This window comes from Pseudomonas sp. PME37.24/006 (assembly GCF_055556635.1).
In genome coordinates this window covers 244,481-260,581 of record NZ_JBVHNL010000003.1, presented here as the reverse complement: position 1 = coordinate 260,581, position 16,101 = coordinate 244,481, and the positions used below count along the sequence as shown (strand labels likewise).

17 protein-coding genes and 1 pseudogene are annotated in these 16,101 nt (G+C 59.7%); 8 read left to right on the top strand and 10 right to left on the bottom strand.

The genetic code is table 11. From position 1 onward, the window contains the following. The first annotated feature begins 170 nt into the window (after positions 1-170). The 3 genes from ACZ3GY_RS12090 (at position 171) to ACZ3GY_RS12080 (ending at position 3,494) form a co-directional block, all read left to right on the top strand. The gene (locus ACZ3GY_RS12090) at positions 171-1,079 is read left to right on the top strand and encodes a LysR substrate-binding domain-containing protein (RefSeq protein ID WP_463565450.1); all 909 of its coding nucleotides are present in this window, start codon (positions 171-173) and stop codon (positions 1,077-1,079) included. 132 nt (positions 1,080-1,211) lie between these two features. Then, positions 1,212-2,609: a 2-oxoadipate dioxygenase/decarboxylase HglS gene (hglS, locus tag ACZ3GY_RS12085; RefSeq protein ID WP_463565449.1), complete on the top strand. Its 1,398-nt coding sequence runs from the start codon at positions 1,212-1,214 to the stop codon at positions 2,607-2,609. A gap of 300 nt (positions 2,610-2,909) precedes the next feature. Next, positions 2,910-3,494, top strand: a complete 585-nt coding sequence (locus tag ACZ3GY_RS12080) for an eCIS core domain-containing protein (RefSeq protein WP_463565448.1) — start codon at positions 2,910-2,912, stop codon at positions 3,492-3,494. A gap of 7 nt (positions 3,495-3,501) precedes the next feature. Here the strand turns inward: ACZ3GY_RS12080 and ACZ3GY_RS12075 are convergent, their stop codons facing one another. From ACZ3GY_RS12075 to ACZ3GY_RS12060, 4 genes are all read right to left on the bottom strand, one after another. Further along, positions 3,502-3,858 carry a DoxX-like family protein gene (locus tag ACZ3GY_RS12075; protein ID WP_463565447.1) on the bottom strand — a complete coding sequence of 119 codons (357 nt, stop codon included), beginning with the start codon at positions 3,856-3,858 and terminating at the stop codon, positions 3,502-3,504. Beyond that, positions 3,851-4,276 (bottom strand): thiol-disulfide oxidoreductase DCC family protein, encoded by a 426-nt coding sequence (locus tag ACZ3GY_RS12070; protein WP_463565446.1) that lies wholly within the window; start codon positions 4,274-4,276, stop codon positions 3,851-3,853. The genes ACZ3GY_RS12075 and ACZ3GY_RS12070 overlap by 8 nt, the downstream gene beginning before the upstream one ends. A gap of 48 nt (positions 4,277-4,324) precedes the next feature. Beyond that, positions 4,325-4,807, bottom strand: a complete 483-nt coding sequence (locus ACZ3GY_RS12065) for a hypothetical protein (protein ID WP_463565445.1) — start codon at positions 4,805-4,807, stop codon at positions 4,325-4,327. A 98-nt stretch (positions 4,808-4,905) separates the two neighbouring features. Beyond that, positions 4,906-5,109 carry a hypothetical protein gene (locus ACZ3GY_RS12060; RefSeq protein WP_463565444.1) on the bottom strand — a complete coding sequence of 68 codons (204 nt, stop codon included), beginning with the start codon at positions 5,107-5,109 and terminating at the stop codon, positions 4,906-4,908. A 220-nt stretch (positions 5,110-5,329) separates the two neighbouring features. On the opposite strand from ACZ3GY_RS12060, the pseudogene ACZ3GY_RS12055 reads away from it, so the two are divergent. Then, positions 5,330-6,193, top strand: a pseudogene (locus ACZ3GY_RS12055) (PAS domain-containing protein); the annotation flags it as partial. Positions 6,194-6,277: 84 nt separating this feature from the next. Further along, complete coding sequence (locus ACZ3GY_RS12050) at positions 6,278-6,730, top strand: methyl-accepting chemotaxis protein (protein WP_463566081.1); 453 nt, start codon at positions 6,278-6,280, stop codon at positions 6,728-6,730. Between the two features lie 37 nt (positions 6,731-6,767). Here ACZ3GY_RS12050 and ACZ3GY_RS12045 read toward each other — a convergent pair whose 3' ends face one another. Then, complete coding sequence (locus ACZ3GY_RS12045) at positions 6,768-7,826, bottom strand: hypothetical protein (RefSeq protein WP_465910183.1); 1,059 nt, start codon at positions 7,824-7,826, stop codon at positions 6,768-6,770. A gap of 76 nt (positions 7,827-7,902) precedes the next feature. Then, on the bottom strand, positions 7,903-9,906 hold the full coding sequence (locus ACZ3GY_RS12040) for a peptidase U32 family protein (protein ID WP_465910182.1): 2,004 nt from the start codon (positions 9,904-9,906) through the stop codon (positions 7,903-7,905). A 154-nt stretch (positions 9,907-10,060) separates the two neighbouring features. Between ACZ3GY_RS12040 and ACZ3GY_RS12035 the strand changes: the two genes are divergently transcribed. Then, complete coding sequence (locus tag ACZ3GY_RS12035) at positions 10,061-10,702, top strand: UPF0149 family protein (RefSeq protein WP_465910181.1); 642 nt, start codon at positions 10,061-10,063, stop codon at positions 10,700-10,702. A gap of 13 nt (positions 10,703-10,715) precedes the next feature. Here the strand turns inward: ACZ3GY_RS12035 and ACZ3GY_RS12030 are convergent, their stop codons facing one another. Beyond that, a complete protein-coding gene (locus tag ACZ3GY_RS12030; RefSeq protein WP_463565440.1) occupies positions 10,716-11,174 on the bottom strand; it encodes a BRO family protein in 459 nt (152 codons plus the stop codon). A 114-nt stretch (positions 11,175-11,288) separates the two neighbouring features. Between ACZ3GY_RS12030 and ACZ3GY_RS12025 the strand changes: the two genes are divergently transcribed. Next, complete coding sequence (locus ACZ3GY_RS12025) at positions 11,289-11,705, top strand: transcriptional regulator (protein WP_463565439.1); 417 nt, start codon at positions 11,289-11,291, stop codon at positions 11,703-11,705. Positions 11,706-12,091: 386 nt separating this feature from the next. On the opposite strand, the gene ACZ3GY_RS12020 is transcribed toward ACZ3GY_RS12025, so the two are convergent. The 3 genes from ACZ3GY_RS12020 to ACZ3GY_RS12010 all read right to left on the bottom strand — a co-directional run bounded on the left by ACZ3GY_RS12020 (position 12,092) and on the right by ACZ3GY_RS12010 (position 14,835). Further along, complete coding sequence (locus tag ACZ3GY_RS12020) at positions 12,092-12,913, bottom strand: HDOD domain-containing protein (RefSeq protein ID WP_463565438.1); 822 nt, start codon at positions 12,911-12,913, stop codon at positions 12,092-12,094. Positions 12,914-13,063: 150 nt separating this feature from the next. Further along, on the bottom strand, positions 13,064-14,098 hold the full coding sequence (locus tag ACZ3GY_RS12015; RefSeq protein ID WP_465910180.1) for a GGDEF domain-containing protein: 1,035 nt from the start codon (positions 14,096-14,098) through the stop codon (positions 13,064-13,066). 119 nt (positions 14,099-14,217) lie between these two features. After that, positions 14,218-14,835, bottom strand: coding sequence for a hypothetical protein (locus tag ACZ3GY_RS12010; RefSeq protein WP_465910178.1), 618 nt, complete (start codon positions 14,833-14,835; stop codon positions 14,218-14,220). A gap of 768 nt (positions 14,836-15,603) precedes the next feature. Here ACZ3GY_RS12010 and ACZ3GY_RS12005 point away from each other — a divergent pair. Beyond that, on the top strand, positions 15,604-16,056 hold the full coding sequence (locus ACZ3GY_RS12005) for a (2Fe-2S)-binding protein (RefSeq protein ID WP_465910177.1): 453 nt from the start codon (positions 15,604-15,606) through the stop codon (positions 16,054-16,056). Positions 16,057-16,101 lie beyond the last annotated feature (45 nt).

Below are 16,101 nucleotides of genomic sequence, written 5' to 3'. Positions count from 1 at the left end.
ACGATCTGGCGTGCTGGGTGCCCGATCGTCGGCAGGCTCTGAATAGGGGCGTCGTTTACAGCGACTTCACGCAGTATCGACCCGAATGTTTTTTTCGAACAAACGACCTTTACGCACCACATCATTCCCCCAGAGAATGAACCATCGCTGCCCGAGCTCTCGGAGTTTTCATGTCCAAACGCCTGCTTCCCACCATGGCCGCCCTGCAGTGCTTCGAGTCGGCAGCCCGACACATGAGCTTTACCCGTGCCGCCGAGGAGCTGCACCTGACCCAGAGCGCGGTCAGCAAGCAGGTCGCGCAACTCGAGGAAATGCTCCAGCATCTGCTGTTCCATCGCATTCGCCGGCGCCTGCAGCTAACCCCCGCGGGCGAGCTGTATCTGGCCGAGGTCGACAAGATCCTCACTCAGGTCGATATCTCCAGCCGCTACATCCTCTCCTACGGCGGCGAGACCGAGGTGCTGCGGGTATCAACCCAGCCCACCTTCGGGGTGCGCTGGCTGATCCCCAATCTCAAGGGGTTCTCCAAGGCGCACCCGAACATTCATCTCGATATCCGCAACGAGCTGGAGCCCTTCGACCTCGTCCAGGCCAAGGCCGACGTGGCGTTCTTCTATGGCAATGGCACCTGGCCCGGCGCGGTATGCACCGAGCTGTTCGGCGAGGACGTGATCGCGGTCTGTGCGCCGTCGATCCTGCCAGCTGCGGCGTTCACCAGCGCTGGTGACCTGACTTCGCTGGTGTTGTTGCAGTGCGCGTCACGACCTGAAGCCTGGCACCAGTGGTTCGACGAACAGGGCATCGACACTGAGTACAGTTACCACGGCCCGCGTTTCGACACCTTCTATATGTGCATTCGCGCCGCCCAGGACGGTTGTGGGGTCGCCCTGGTGCCGCGCTTTCTGGTCGAGGACGAGCTGGCCGAAGGCAAACTGGTGATCCCCTGGCAGCACCTGAAGGTCAGCGAAGGCGCGCACTACATCGCCTGCGCCGAACAGTCGCTGGAGTTGCCGAAAGTGCGGGCGCTGGTCGAGTGGGTACTGGGCAAGGCCGGAGTGGAAAGCGCCGTGCGACGATGATCGTCGCGCAGCATTCCCTGGCGGAATGAAAAGCTGATGAGATGTCGGTTGCCAGGCACCGGCGGGCTACGCAGAATCCTGATCAGGCGGCAGCCGGCCGCTGGCTCTGATTCGAGGGAGAAACCACTCACCATGAACACCTCCGCGTTCGTCAGCCCGGACAGTATCCGTGCGCAGTTTTCCCGTGCCATGTCCGATCTGTACCGGAGCGAAGTGCCGCTCTACGGCACGTTGCTTGAGCTGGTGGCGCAGACCAACGCGCAGGTCATGCAGGGCCGGCCCGAGGTTGCCGAACATCTGCGCGTTACCGGCGAGATCGAGCGGCTGGACGTGGAACGCCACGGTGCCATTCGCCTCGGCACCGCCGATGAACTGTCGACCATTCGCCGGCTGTTCGCGGTGATGGGCATGCAGCCGGTGGGCTATTACGACCTGGCCCCGGCAGGGGTGCCGGTGCATTCCACGGCGTTTCGCGCCACCCATGAAGCGTCGCTGCAGGCCAGCCCGTTCCGGGTGTTCACTTCGCTGCTGCGTCTGGAGCTGATCGAGGATGCCGGATTGCGCGGCATGGCCGCCGAATTGCTGGCCAGGCGGCGCATCTTCACCCCGCGTGCCATCGAACTGATCGAGCAGTGCGAGACCGCTGGCGGCCTGCTGGCTAGCGAGGCGCACGAGTTCGTCGGCGAGGCGCTGGAGACGTTCCGCTGGCACACCCAGGCGACGGTCAGTGCCGAACAGTATCGGCAACTGCACGATCAGCATCGTCTGATCGCCGATGTGGTGGCGTTCAAGGGGCCACACATCAATCACCTGACACCGCGCACTCTGGATATCGATGCGATTCAGGCCGGCATGCCGCGCCACGGCATCACCCCAAAAGCGGTGATCGAGGGGCCGCCGCGGCGCAACTGCCCGATCCTGCTGCGCCAGACCAGCTTCAAGGCGCTGCAGGAGGCGGTGGCCTTCGTCGGCCAGGATGGCCCGCAAGGCAGCCACACCGCCCGTTTCGGCGAGATCGAACAGCGCGGTGCGGCGCTGACGCCGAAAGGTCGCGAACTCTACGACCGCCTGCTCGACAGTGCCCGCGAGGCCCTGGGTGAAACGCCGAGCGAAGCCAATGCCGGGCGCTACGACGCGCTGATGGCCGAACACTTCCAGGCCTTCCCCGACGATCATGAGGCCATGCGCCGCGATGGCTTGGCCTACTTCCGCTACTTCGCCACGCCCGCAGGTATCGCCGCGGCGTTGCAAGAGGAGCGCCCGCAGCAACTTGATGCCCTGATCGAGGCTGGCCATGTGCGCTTCGAACCGCTGGTTTACGAAGACTTTCTGCCCGTCAGCGCGGCGGGGATCTTCCAGTCCAACCTGGGCGCGGGCGCTCAGGCTGATTACGCCATCGACTCGAATCAGGTGGATTTTCAGGTAGCCCTGGGCGCTACCGTGCAGGACGAACTGAGTTTGTACGCCGACACCCAGCGTCGCTCGCTACAGGCTTGCGCCAAGGCTTTGGGTCTCGACTCACTGAGCTGACACCTAAGAACCTGTTCACGATCTTTCGGGGCATGCGTACGGGCAACTACAAGGCAAGAGCGGTCGTTCGCGTAGCTCGTGGGAGGGGCTTTAGCCGCGAGCTCTTTACGCCTAGATAGGCACAATCGCGGCTAAAGCCCCTCCCACAAAAGAAAAGCAGCAGCGCCTGATGACCGCTTTCGCCACGTCGCAATCAAAATAGATAAAGCCCTGCATGGAGATCGTGAACAGGCTCTAAGAGGCTGGACATTCTGCGCCGCTGACGCCAAGGTCGCCTCTTTGCGTAATCGAGAGCGATCCATGTTCAAACGCAGTCTGGCGTTCGTCCTTCTGGCTGTCTTCCAGGTAACCCCCGTGTTGGCCTGCGCGCCCGGCGAAACCCAGGTGTGCCTGGGCGGCTGCATCTGCGTACCTGACCCGAACGGCGTACTCGGGCCGATGCAGGAGCGTGCCGGAACGATCTCGGCCAATGCGCTGGAAGGCTGGATTTTGCGCTCGCGTGAGTCGGCCACGCGGGAAGGTACCTTGCCGATTCCCGCTGAAGTCCGGCGCCAGTTGCTGCCGTTCTATGCCGCCGAATTGCTCGACGCCGTGCGCTACAAGGTAGGCGACTTCGATGAGCTGAGCGCCGCGCGCAACGTGATGCAGAATCCCGATATCAAGGCGGTGACCCTGGTCGACATCATCGTGTTTCGCAATGCCCAGATGGCTGAGCTGGATGTGGCGCTGTGGGCCCACGAGTTGCTGCACGTGCAGCAGTACCGGGAGTGGGGCACTGCCGGCTTCGCGGCGCGTTACAGTCGTGACTTTAACGCGGTGGAGGCGCCGGCCTATCGACGTCAGGCAGAGATTGCGCGCATTCTGCGTGAACAGGGGCGTAACTGAGGTTAGATCACGTGCGCGATCCATCGCGCAGTGCGATCACGCAAAGCACCATGGCTGCCAAGTTCAACGTCAGCGGATTGAACGCCTGGGTCAGCAACGCTGGCGCAACGATAGCCACATCCACCAGCAGGCCCAGCAACGCCGCCAGCGCCGCGTAGAGCGGCCAGCGCTGGCGACGCAGCAGTACGATTATCAGCCCCAGCAACAGTTCGGCAATGCCCGTCAAGGGAAGCAGGCTGTGAGGCATACCATGGGCGTCGAGCAACTGCAGTTCGGTGGCATCCCTGAACAGCAGTTTGGGCACCAGGCCGTGGTAGATAAAGATCACGCCCAGCGTCAGGCGCGCCAGCAGGGCGTCAGTCATGCAGGAAGCGCTCGCGGTCTTCGGGACGGGGTAACTGGCAGTGCGCATGGCGGCCGAACAGGCGATAACGGTTGCGGGCGATGGGATCGTACGCCCAGTCGCGCACGCCCCGTGGTATGACGCGCAGTACCCCGAGCCACCGCCAGGGCACCGGCAATTGTCTAAGGATCGCCAGAATCGCATCGCTGCGCTTCAGCGCCCGATCACCCTCGACATAGAGCAGCGTGTCGAAATGATCCAGCGGCATGCCGAACCAGGCGAGGATCGCCTGGCCTTGGATGGATTGCACGCTGCACAGCTTGAGTTTGCCAGCGCGGTCATGGCGGATCAGAAAGCGGCTCCAACCATTGCACAGCTTGCAGACACCATCGAACAGCACGACTCGATCACCGGCCTGCAAATAGGGTGGGTAAGTCATGCGTATCCTCCATGTCGACGATGTGCCCAGAGTAGCGCAGCGGCAGGCTCAGTAATGGATATCTTCGCGGGCGTGGGAGCACTGCCTGACCAGCGCGTAGATGGACACGCTGAGCAGCAGGAAAATCGCTGCGATACAGGAGGTGAACACCAGGAAGTTCATGCGGCTGTGCTCGTAACGCTCGCGTGGGAGTTGAACGTCTGGGAACAAGCGCGATTGCATGATCTCTATGGTCTGGCCAACCACGTAGGTAGATGCGCCTGGTTGGCGCTGTAGTTCGAATACGTCTACAAAGCGTGTTCCGTCTGCCTTGCTGAAGCTGTACTCGTACTGTCGAACATTATCGTCGTACGGCGGTATCTTTATAGCGGTGACCACACCTTCCATTGTTGCCGGCCACACCTTGATCATCGCAACCGTAGCGCCGCTCTGCGCCAGAAAGGCGATAAGAGCGAAGGCGGGAATCATCCAGATGGCGAGGGAGGACAGGGTGAACAGGAAGTCGCGCTGTTCTTCTCTGGGGTAGTACATGTTCGTCAGTCCTTGATCGCGTAGTGCTGTCGATCCAATTAGCAGGCTGCTCGAAAGCAGGGGCGCGAGCAATTGATCGCAGGCCCTCATTTATAGCCTCAGATCAGCTTCTGGCGTTGCGCTTCTTCCAGGCTGCTGCGGGTCAGTTGGACAAGGATGTTATCCGCTGACTCGTTGAACGGTACGGCGAAGATCAGCAGAGAGAAAATTGTGCGGCCATACAAGGGGTTGGCCCGCGATGGCGCCATCTTATGATGTGGGCAGCCATGAAGCCAGAACCAGCGGCCGAGTTTGTGAGGCATGCCTGATGTCGTGCTGCGCAGAAGGGAGGCTCACGGTGTCGCCTGTCTCGGTTTTGCCGGGGGTAGACATTGCTAGTTGCGTAGTCTTTCCCGTTGCACTTTTACCAACGCTTGATGTCAATGTGCTTCCACGCTGACCGGCTCACGAGGGCTGCGCTTTTTTACCCCTGAAAATTGTTCCTACTGTGCACCTGCCTTCTATGCTTGATGGCAGGTCGGCATGCCGTCGTGCTGTTCCCACGGTTCGCTCAATAAAACGCCTAAATGGCCGATGACCTTCAACAAGATTGCTTCTGGAGCAAAGAGCATGTTCGGTAGTCGATTTAAAAAAGAATTACAGGTCAAGGATGCCGAACTGTCATTGCTCCGGCAGCTATATCAGGGTATCCAGACCGAGATGATCATGCTGACGGTCGATCCCGAGTATCGAATCATCGATTGCAATGCCAACTTCACCCGCTTCGTCGGTTACAGCGTCGAGCAGCTGAGCAACCGGCCGATGAGCGATATCGTGCCGCCATACGTGAAGACCTTGCCGTGCTTCAAGAACCTGCGCGAGTCGGTTCGAACCGGTGGTTCGGTGCGTGACCGCTATCGCTTCCTGCGCGCAGATGGCGCGCTGGTATGGATTCAGGCCTGCTGGCAACCGGTGGTGGACGAGAGCGGCGTAGTGCGGCGCATCCAGTGCTTTGGTACGGAAATTACCGAGACCATGAACCGTGCGCGGGAGAACGAAGACTTCATCAACGCGTTGCTGCGCTCCACCGCAGTGATCGAGTTCGACCTCAGTGGCAACGTGCTGACCGCCAACGATCAGTTTCTGCAGGCCATGGGTTATGGTCTGGAGCGCATCAAGGGCAAGCACCACAGCCTGTTTTGCGATCCTCAGGAAACCCATACTCCCCAGTACAAGCAGTTCTGGGAGCGACTCAACCGTGGCGACTTCGTCGCCGGCCGCTTCAAGCGCATCGACAGTCATGGTCGAGTGGTTTGGTTGGAGGCGACCTACAACCCGGTACACGACACCCAGGACAAACTCTACAAAGTGGTGAAGTTCGCCACTCTGGTCACCGATCAGGTCAACCGCGAGGAAGAGGTCAACGAGGCCGCAGGCATTGCCTACGGAATTTCTCAGCAGACCGATACCAGTGCCCAGCGCGGCGCCCAGGTGGTGACTGATACCGTGCAGACCATGCAGCGTATTTCCGAAGAGATGACCTCGGCATCTCAGGGCATCGAGGCACTCGGCAAGCAGTCGATCCTGATCAGTACTATGGTGCAAACCATCGGCAGCATCGCCCAGCAAACCAACCTGCTGGCGCTCAATGCGGCCATCGAGGCAGCGCGTGCGGGGGAACAGGGTCGCGGCTTCGCCGTGGTTGCCGATGAAGTCCGCCAACTGGCCAGCCGCACCAGCAGCGCTACCGAAGAAATCGTTGGCGTGGTGCAGGAAAACCAGAAGCTAGTGGACGCCGCGGTACGCGATATGGCCAGCAGCCGCACTCAGGCCGAAGCCGGGCTCGAACTGGCCAACCAGGCCGGGGGCGTAATGGCCGAAATCCGCCAGGGCGCCAAGCAGGTGCTGGCTGCGGTGGAGCGTTTTGCCAGTCAGTTGAAGTGAGTGGTAGGCAGGAGGTGGTTTGTCTATCTCCTGCCAGTCACCTCGGTGCTTGGATAACTGTCTTGATATAGCGCGCCGGTACCTGGATCAGCCGGTCGCTCTCTGCCGTGGTCTTGAACGACAGCGTGTCGCCCATCAGCCAGACCACATGCACGTTCTCCAGTGAGCAGCGCTCGTCGAGCGCCAGAGCCTGCCTGGTTTCTGCATCGCAGTACGCATCTTCGAAGATGATTCGTTCGGCCTGGTAGTTGCCCAGGCCGATGCTGCGGACGGTCTTGTCCGGCAGCGCGGTTAACAGACCGCTGTAGAAGGCGATCAGCAGTGCGAAGAACGTGGCGAAGTGCAGGGTGAAACTCCAGCCGGCCACGAAGCTGATGGCACAGAATCCAGCGAGGGCACTTATCAATAGCGGGGTGCCGTAGACGACGCAGGCCCGCAGCAGGTCGCTCTCAATTCGGTCAATACCGGTGGCTGCGTCGCGAATGATCAGAAAACTGAAGAGCGCGACGATCACGGCCGGAATATAAGCGGACCACATGTAGCGCAGAAAACTATAGCTGCGCAGTTCTAGTAGCTTTTGCACCGCCAACCCTGAGGCCAGAGTCATCAGCGCTGGAATCAGAAAGATTGCCGGCTGGAATAACGACGTGTGGTTGATTGTCACGTACATCACGCTGAGCGCGCTGGCGGCGAATGGCGCTATGTAGACCAGGCCGATCAGAATGCCCACGAACCGGTAGCTCTGCCTGTCGCTGGACGGGCGGAAATAACGCAAGTCCTCCTTGATGGCCGGTGAGTTGGTGAATCCGTAATGCAGCCAGGCACCCGGCACCATTAGCAGCAGCACGTAGGTACCGATGAGTACGAAGCCAAGGATGGCAGCGGCCAGTAACAGTGAGGAAAACTGAAACAGATCGAAGGTCGGGTAGAACCCGTGCCTATTGAAATAGAACAGAAAGATGGCGAAGCCGAATAATGGCGGGCAGAACTTGGCGACCGGCGAGGAGTATTGGCTGAAAAAGCGCTGCGAACGCTCGATCACCTGATCGATCAGTTCGTCGCTGTCCATCGAAGGTTTATCCAGCCAGCGGGTCATGCGGCAACATCCTTGTCGATAGTCGAGGCGGGCTCATCGGTGTGCCCGCCTGCGTAGATTCCTTGCTAGATCGCTCTCAGTGCGGCGCGCGCTGCCGTGCGGTTTTCATCAGGTCTTCAGGGGTGATATGGCCGACCACCTGAGCGGCGGCACTGCCGGCGAGCGGCAGGCCGAGGATGTGGCCCTTCATCTTGCCGATCACGTGCATTTCACAGGGCTTGCAGTCGAACTTTAGGGTCAGCACTTCATCGCCGTGTACCAGTTGCATCGGCGCGACCTTGGTCTTCACGCCGGTGACACCCTTGGCCTGTTTTGGGCACAGGTTGAAGGAGAAGCGCAGGCAGTGTTTGGTGATCATTACCGGCACTTCGCCCAGTTCTTCGTGGGCCTCGTAGGCCGCGTCGATCAACTGCACGCCGTGGCGATGGTAGAACTCGCGTGCTTTGTGGTTGTAGACGTTGGCCAGGAACGACAGGTGCGACTCCGGGTACACCGGGGGCGGCGTGCTTTCGGCCTTGCGCCCGCCACGTGGGTGGGCGGCGATGCGTGCTTCGGTGAGTGCTTCGATGGCCTCGCGGCGCAGGTTCTTGAGCTGCGAGTTCGGAACGAAGAACGCCCGGGGTGCATCCAGTTCTACGCCTTGGGCGTGGTAGATGGTAGTGCCCAGTTGGGTAAGCAGATCACGTAGCCCGTCGAGGGCCTGCTCCGGTTTGTTGGCGGCACCGAATGGGCCGTCCAGGCTGGCGGTGGCGCTTAGGCCTTCTTCGCTGGTGGCGGTCAGGGTCAGGCGTTCTTCGCGCAAAATGACTTGCCACTGGATGCCGATGCGGCGCTCGGCAGAGGTCTTCTGTAGCGCCTGCTGCCAGTTGTGATCGAGGTTGCGGCTCAGCGGATGGTTGGGGCGCAGGCGGAACATGCCGGCCGGCATCTCGTTGGGCTCGACGCGGTAGCGCCAGCGCTTCTCACCGTCTTCCTCGAACTCTTCTTTCAACTCGGCGATGTTGGTGCGAAAACCCACCACTTCGCGTTTGACCAGTACGTTAAGGCCATCACCGTTTGACAGCGGCTCATGGGTGACGGCGATCAGGTCGCGCTTGTTCACTTTCTCGACGTGGCCAACGGAGAGCCCGGTAAAGGTCGGCGAATCGAAGGCGCCGATATCGACCTTGCGGTCGGTGACGAAGTAGTCGGTGCTGCCACGGTGAAAGGTCTTGTCCGGGTTGGGCAGGAAGAAATGTGCGGTGCGGCCGCTGGAGGCACGAGCGAGATCCGGGCGCTCTTCGAGGATGTCATCGAGACGCTGGCGGTAGTAGGCGGTGATGTTCTTCACGTAGCCCACGTCCTTGTAGCGGCCTTCGATCTTGAACGAGCGTACACCGGCCTCGACCAGGGCGCGCAGGTTGGCGCTCTGGTTGTTGTCCTTCATCGACAGCAGGTGTTTCTCGAAGGCGACCACGCGGCCCTGATCGTCCTTCAGGGTGTAGGGCAGGCGGCAGGCCTGGGAGCAGTCGCCACGGTTGGCGCTGCGGCCGTTCTGGGCGTGGGAAATGTTGCACTGGCCGGAGAAGGCCACGCACAGCGCGCCATGGATGAAGAATTCGATGGCGGCATCGGTTTCATCGGCGATGGCGCGGATTTCCTGCAGGTTCAGCTCACGGGCCAGTACCAGCTGCGAGAAGCCGGCCTGGTCGAGGAATTTGGCCCGGCCCAGGGTGCGGATGTCCGTCTGCGTGCTGGCATGCAGCTCGATCGGCGGGATGTCCAGATCCAGTACGCCCAGATCCTGCACGATCAGCGCATCCACGCCCGCGTCGTAGAGTTGGTGGATCAGCTTGCGCGCTGGCTCCAGTTCATCGTCATGCAGGATGGTGTTGATGGTGGTGAACACCCGGGCGTGATAGCGGCGGGCGAACTCCACGAGCCCGGCGATATCGCTGACGTCGTTGCAGGCATTGTGCCGCGCGCCGAAGCTCGGGCCGCCGATGTAGATGGCGTCGGCGCCATGCAGGATGGCCTCGCGGGCGATGCTGACATCACGGGCAGGGCTGAGCAGTTCCAGGTGGTTCTTGGGCAAGGACATGTTTTTTCTTTATATGAGCTGAGCACGGTCAAGCGCGCATTGTACCGGGCTGTCGCGGCGAGGGCACGGGTGATATGCCGGACGGCTGACAAGGCTTTTTGACAACCGCCATCTGTGGGACAGTAGCGACCTTTTTTGCAGGGGAGCGTTTTCGATGGATAACAAGGGGCTCGAAAAGCTCGATCAATTGCTGCTCAAGTACGGCAACGATGATTCCATTCTGTCTGCCAGCGAGTTGGATGGTTTTTTTGCCGGCATCGTCTCGGGGCCACGGCAGATCGACCCGGGAACCTGGTATCCGGCCATCTGGGCCGACAAGTTGCCGCGCTGGCCGAGCGACAAGGAGGCGGAAACCTTCCGTAAGCTGGCCATCGAGTTGATGAGCGAAGCGGCTTACATGCTCGGTGAAGAGCCGGACGATTACGAGGCGATCTTCCTGGCCGACGACAATGGCAAGGGCGAGAAGCTGATCGTTTCCGAGTGGTGCTCGGGTTACCTGCGCGGTGCGAATACGGCGGGCTGGCTCGATGATGGCTTGCCCGAGGTACTGGAAGTCTCATTGGCGGTGATCATTCTGCATGGCGCCGAGAGCGGTTCGGAAGCGATCAATGCCATGTCCGATGACGAGTACGATGCTTCCGTCGCCACGCTCGAACCAGCTGCTGTGGCGATTTACGCGTACTGGCAGGAGCATCTTGAGCCGTTGCTGCCGGTGCGCCGTGACGAAACCAAGGTTGGCCGTAACGACCCATGCACCTGCGGCAGCGGTAAAAAGTACAAGCAGTGCTGCATGTAACAAATCTGCGCCGCTACAGCTGTTCGTGTTGCGACACCGGCAGAGCGTTACCTGAGTGTGTGCCGAACAGTTGCATCACGTCCTCGACGGACAACCACCAGTTGCCCTGCCATTTGAGCGCTTGCAGTCGCTGATCGGCGTTGCTCAACTGGTGGTGCTGGGGCATCTCAGAGTGGATGAGCAGTGCCGGTAATAACTCATCACACAGCCAGCCTTGCAAGCGCGCAGCACGATGAGCGCTGCAGTGCCGGCTCAGTTGCAAAAGGTTTTGCAGGTCGATCCTTGCTAGAGGCGAGTGCTCATTGCCGAAGAGGATGCCATCCGGCCTGCAGTGATACAGCAGGGCCGCGTGAATATCGGGGAACTCCAGCGCCTGGCAGATGGCCTCGGCCGTGAACCAAATACGGCCATCGTTACTGGCGTGGACGATGACCTGCCGGCCATCGAAACGAAACTTCAACGGCGTGCTCATGGCGCTCTCCCTGTGCATGATTGGCCTTGCTGTAATTGCAATGAAACCATGAATTTCATGTAAGATTCAACCGCATGTTCAATCAAGCATGGAAGCGGAATTAACGTCCGCCCCATGAATGAAAAAACCGAATTTGCCCAGCGCCTGCGCGACGCCATGCTCGCTGCTGGTTACCCTGATCGTCCCGCTGTACTGGAACGAGAGTTCAACTCCCGTTATTGGGGCCGTTCGGTGACCTTCCAGGCAGTGTCTCGCTGGCTCAGGGGCCAGGCCATTCCGTCGCAGGACAAGTTGCAGGTACTGGCCGAGTGGTTACGCATCGAACCGCAGGCGCTGCGCTTTGGCGAACGTGCCGCTTTAGCGGTGCGGGAACAGCGTGGGCGTTGGGAAGACCCACTGTTTTATCCCGAGCGAGAAGCGATCGAAGCCTTCCTTGCGCTGTCGCCCCAGCAGCGCAAGGTGGTGCGCGACGTCATTATGGCTTTCGCCCAGGCCGATGAGGCTACTGCCAAGAAACCGGGTCGCGACTGAATCAGGTGGTACCTTGTGGTCGCTTCAAGTTGGCGATTTTGTTCTGGCCAGAGTTGAAAACGGCTGCTGTTCTCCCTCAATACTTCGCGGGTTCTGGCCAGGCTTTCGCTCTCGCGCTGAGATGAAGGTCGATACATCCTGACGCTGTGCACCCACTGCAGCGCCAGGAAGCCCAAGTAGTGAGCCCACTTTCTATACGTCTGGCATCTGCCAACGGATGGTTGATGCTTATCCGGCATCTGCATGTTTTGTGGCAAGTGCATCAACGATGATTGATGCCGACCTTGCTGAATGACTGCAGCCGTAGGCGCCGGACTGCCGGCGATTGGTGGTTTCAGTGGCAACCCTGCCGGATGGCCACCATCGCGTCGCCCGCAAGCGTGCGGCTACGCGAGTAACTCGCCAAACGCCTTGTCAGCCTCCAGTACCGCCGGCAGTGCTTCGAACAGTTTGGCTAGATCCACTTCCTCGAACAGCGGGCCTTCCAGATCCTGGCGGGCTTCGTCGGTCAGGCCGTGTGCCTCGAGGCTTTCCTCAACATGAATGGATTGCGCCACCAGGCGCGCATATTGACCGCCGTCCGGCGCTTGGCCGGGTTTGCCCTGATAGGCGATGGCATTCTGGATGAGTGCCGGCAACTGCCAGCGCCTTGCCAGCTCGGCACCGACTTCCGGGTAGCCAAAGCCAAGTTGCAGGGTTTCCTCAGCAGCCTGGGCGGCGGCTTCGCGGTGCGGGTGACGGTTCAGGCGGCGGGCAAAATCCGGTGCGCCGCTCTGGATTAGCAGTTCACCGATGTTGTGCATCATGCCGCAGGTGAAGGCCGCGTCAGCGTCCAGCTTGAGCTGCTTGGCCAGGGCGCGCGCGATGCTGGCAACGCGAAAGCTGCGAATCCAGAAGCTTTTCAGGTCGAAGCCGGTGTCGACCTTGAAGGCACCAGTCATGGCCGAGGCCAGAACCAGCGTGCGCAGGGTGTTGAAGCCAAGGCGCATGGCAGCATCTTCCACGCTGCTGGCCTCTCGCGAGCCGCGAAAGCGTGCGGAGTTGGCCAAGCGCAGTACCTTGGCGGCGATCACCGGGTCACGCTCGATGTTGCGTGCCACGCTTTCCAGGCTGGTAGCGGGGTTGTCGAATTGCTGGATCAGATCCTGGGCGACCTTGGGAACGCTGGGCAGGGTGTGTATTTCGGCGAACAGGCTGGCGATATCCATATGATGCTCCTGGGCAGATTCCGGGGGACGATATGGAGTTTCAGCATAGCCGTGCTGCAGCTACCTGCCAGGCCTGGCGAGGGCTTTTTCGAGGTGGCGTGGTGTTTGGCAGAACGAAAAACGCATGTATTTTCAATGCCAAGGCGGTTATCAGGTGGCAGCTGCCGCCTCATCGCTGACGACCTGATTACGTCCCGCGCGTTTCGCGGCGTAGGTGCGCCGATCCGCTGCGCTCATCAGCTCGTCCAGGCGTTCGCCATCCTGCCCGAGGTTGGCGACCCCGGCGCTGAGTGTCATCTGCAGCGGCGTGCCCTTGAGCTCCACGGGCATACCGGCCAGGCGCTCGCGCAGGCTTTCGGCAATCGTGGCGGCCTGTATGGCATTGGCATTGGGCAATAACACCGCAAACTCCTCGCCACCCAGGCGACAGAGCAGGTCGGTGGCGCGCAGGCGCTGCGATAGCACGGTGGCGAAATGGCGCAGTGCCTGATCGCCCGCTTCATGGCCGAAGCGGTCGTTGATCTGCTTGAAGTGATCGATATCCAGATACACCAAGGCCAGCGGGGTATTGTTGCGGCGTGCGTGGTGGCGCTCGCGATGGAACACCTCGGCGAGTTTCGAACGGTTGGCCAGGCCGGTGAGGTTATCGGTGCTGATCAGCTCGATCAGGCGCCTTTCGGTGAGAACCCTGCTTCGTTCATAGGTGTGGGAGAAGATGGTGATAGCCAGACTCGCTAGGCCGATGTCGAGCATAAAACCCAGGTTGTCCATCGGGTCTTTTTCGGCGTAATGCAGGGTATACAGGTACAGCCCCAGGCTGACGAACACTAGTGAGCCGATCAGCCCCAGGCGTAGGCCGAGCAGCAGGTAGAGGATGATGGGGATGGTCTGGATCCAGGCAAAGATACCCACCGATGTATGTGGGTTGGCCAAGGTGAGCATCATCACTGTCAGGAAGGGAATCAGGTAGATGATGGTCAATGCTCGCAAGTGACGGGTACGCTCGACGACCATCAGCATGTACAGCGACAGCAGCGTATAGACCACTTCAAGGCTTACCAGCAGCCAGAGCCCGCGGGTTGCGTTGAATATCGAGAAAAGTACCCCGAAGCACATCGTTACCCACAGCAGGGCCTTGAGCATCATGCGTCGGGTCTGATCACTGTGGTCGAGCGGTTGGGGCATCAATACGGCCTGCTGGCATTTATGACGAATAAGCGTAGCGGCACGCCGCGAGGATTGCAGCTTTGATCGGCTGGCGTGGCGAAGCTGCGGTAATTTTGCAGGATGATGTCAGTATGCTGCTACGGGTATTTCGCCAATTGCTTGCGCAATACGGGGCGCATATCCAATGAGGCGGTACAGCCGTGCTGGAAAGCTGCCTCCAGCCATTTCAGGTTGCGCTCGATAACCTCGCGGCTTTCCGGTGCCTGGCTATTGCCAAGGATGTATTCGGCCTCTGCGCGGAACTGCCCATGGCTCAGCGCATTGACCTGAGCCGGGGCAACGGCGAAGCACTGGCTGGCTCTTATCGGCAGTGGGTAATAGGCCATGGCAGGATCGTCGTGCTGCAGTGATTGCTCGACAGCATCGAGCACGGCCAGGTGTTCAGGGCTGGTGAATTCGAAGCGTTTGTAAGCGGTGTCGCACTCCTGAACATTCAGCACGGCCGCGGCCACAAAACCTTTTCTGGCCAAGGCATCCAGAGAAGCACAGCCTTGGCGCCGGTTCTCCAGTGCCACGACGGGATCCTTGCTCTGCTTCTTCAGGCGTATTTGCACTTGAAATAGCTTCGCAGCCGGGTGCCCGAGCTGCGCAGCGCGATCGATATTGGTCGTGAAGTCATCAAGGTGGCGGTCGAGTCGCTCGGCGTTACCGCTCTGTTCGTTGGTCAATCGTTGCAGCTGGTTCAACGCCTCCATCCCCTGTCCATAAAAAGCCTCGGCTCTGTTGCTTGCCGCCACTGCGGTGAGGCTGAACAGGCAGATGCATAGCGTGAGGAGGCAAGCGAATGAAGAGTTGTGCATGTGAGCCCGATGATGTGAAAACTTGAAGTTAAGGCGTACGACAGCGGTTCTAGGTAAGGATTCGGCGCCCACCCGACAACGTTACCAATCGAGCAGCCAATGCAGAGCGAAGCGCGATCTTCGATCTATGGCAAGAACAAATACTTGCGTACCGCACAGGTGGCTTTCATACCGGGTTCCACCACAACGTTGCATGGATATCGACTAGAACAATCAATTCAAGCCTTCACGGCGCCGCCGCATATCCCAAAAGATGTAGAACGACGAGAGAGCGGAGGCTTTCAATATGTCGAACTGTCTATGTGGCAGCGACATAAACGAATTTGTTGCAGATAGCAATTTTTATCATCGTTAATGAGCGTCTTTGCAAGATGGCCAAGTAGCCAGCCGCTACTAAGATGTTGATGAAAGCCATACTTTTCCTGAGTAAAGAAGCGCTAGATAGGATCAGGCAAGAAACTCAGTGAAATGAGCTATCTGGCATCACATGCCTGTTGATATAAAAACGTATTTTTAGCGCTTTCCTGTCACGGCACCTGGCGATTCTGTAAGGGAAATACAGCTATTAGTCGTTTCAGTAATGAAGGTGCGTCCGAATTGAGCCCGTCGCCGAGCTCCACGGATACATAGAATAAATATATATAGCCGACCGAGATTAGAACCATGGAACTTAACGTCAACGGCAACAAGTATGAGGTCGAGGCGGAGCCTGGAACTCCGCTGCTGTGGCTTATCCGCGATGATATTGGCCTTACAGGAACGAAGTACGGCTGTGGGCTGGCCCAGTGTGGAGCTTGCGCCGTCATGGTCGACGGGTTCTTGGTACGTTCCTGTGTAACGCCTGTTGAGGGTGTGGCCGGCAGGGAAATCCGCACCATCGAAGCCGTAGAAGATGACGAACTCGGCAAGCGAGTCGTTGCCGCCTGGGTCAAACAGCAGGTGGCCCAGTGCGGATATTGCCAGTCCGGCCAGGTCATGGCTGCGACTGCTTTGCTCAAACGCACGCCCAATCCGACGGAAGCAGAAATCGTATCGGCGATGACCAACCTCTGTCGTTGCGGAACCTACAACGCGATCAAGTCGGCGATCAGTGAGCTGTCCTCAGGGCAAGTTTAGGCTCTCTTACGTTTACGACTTTTGGGGTTAAGCAGTACGAGCTAC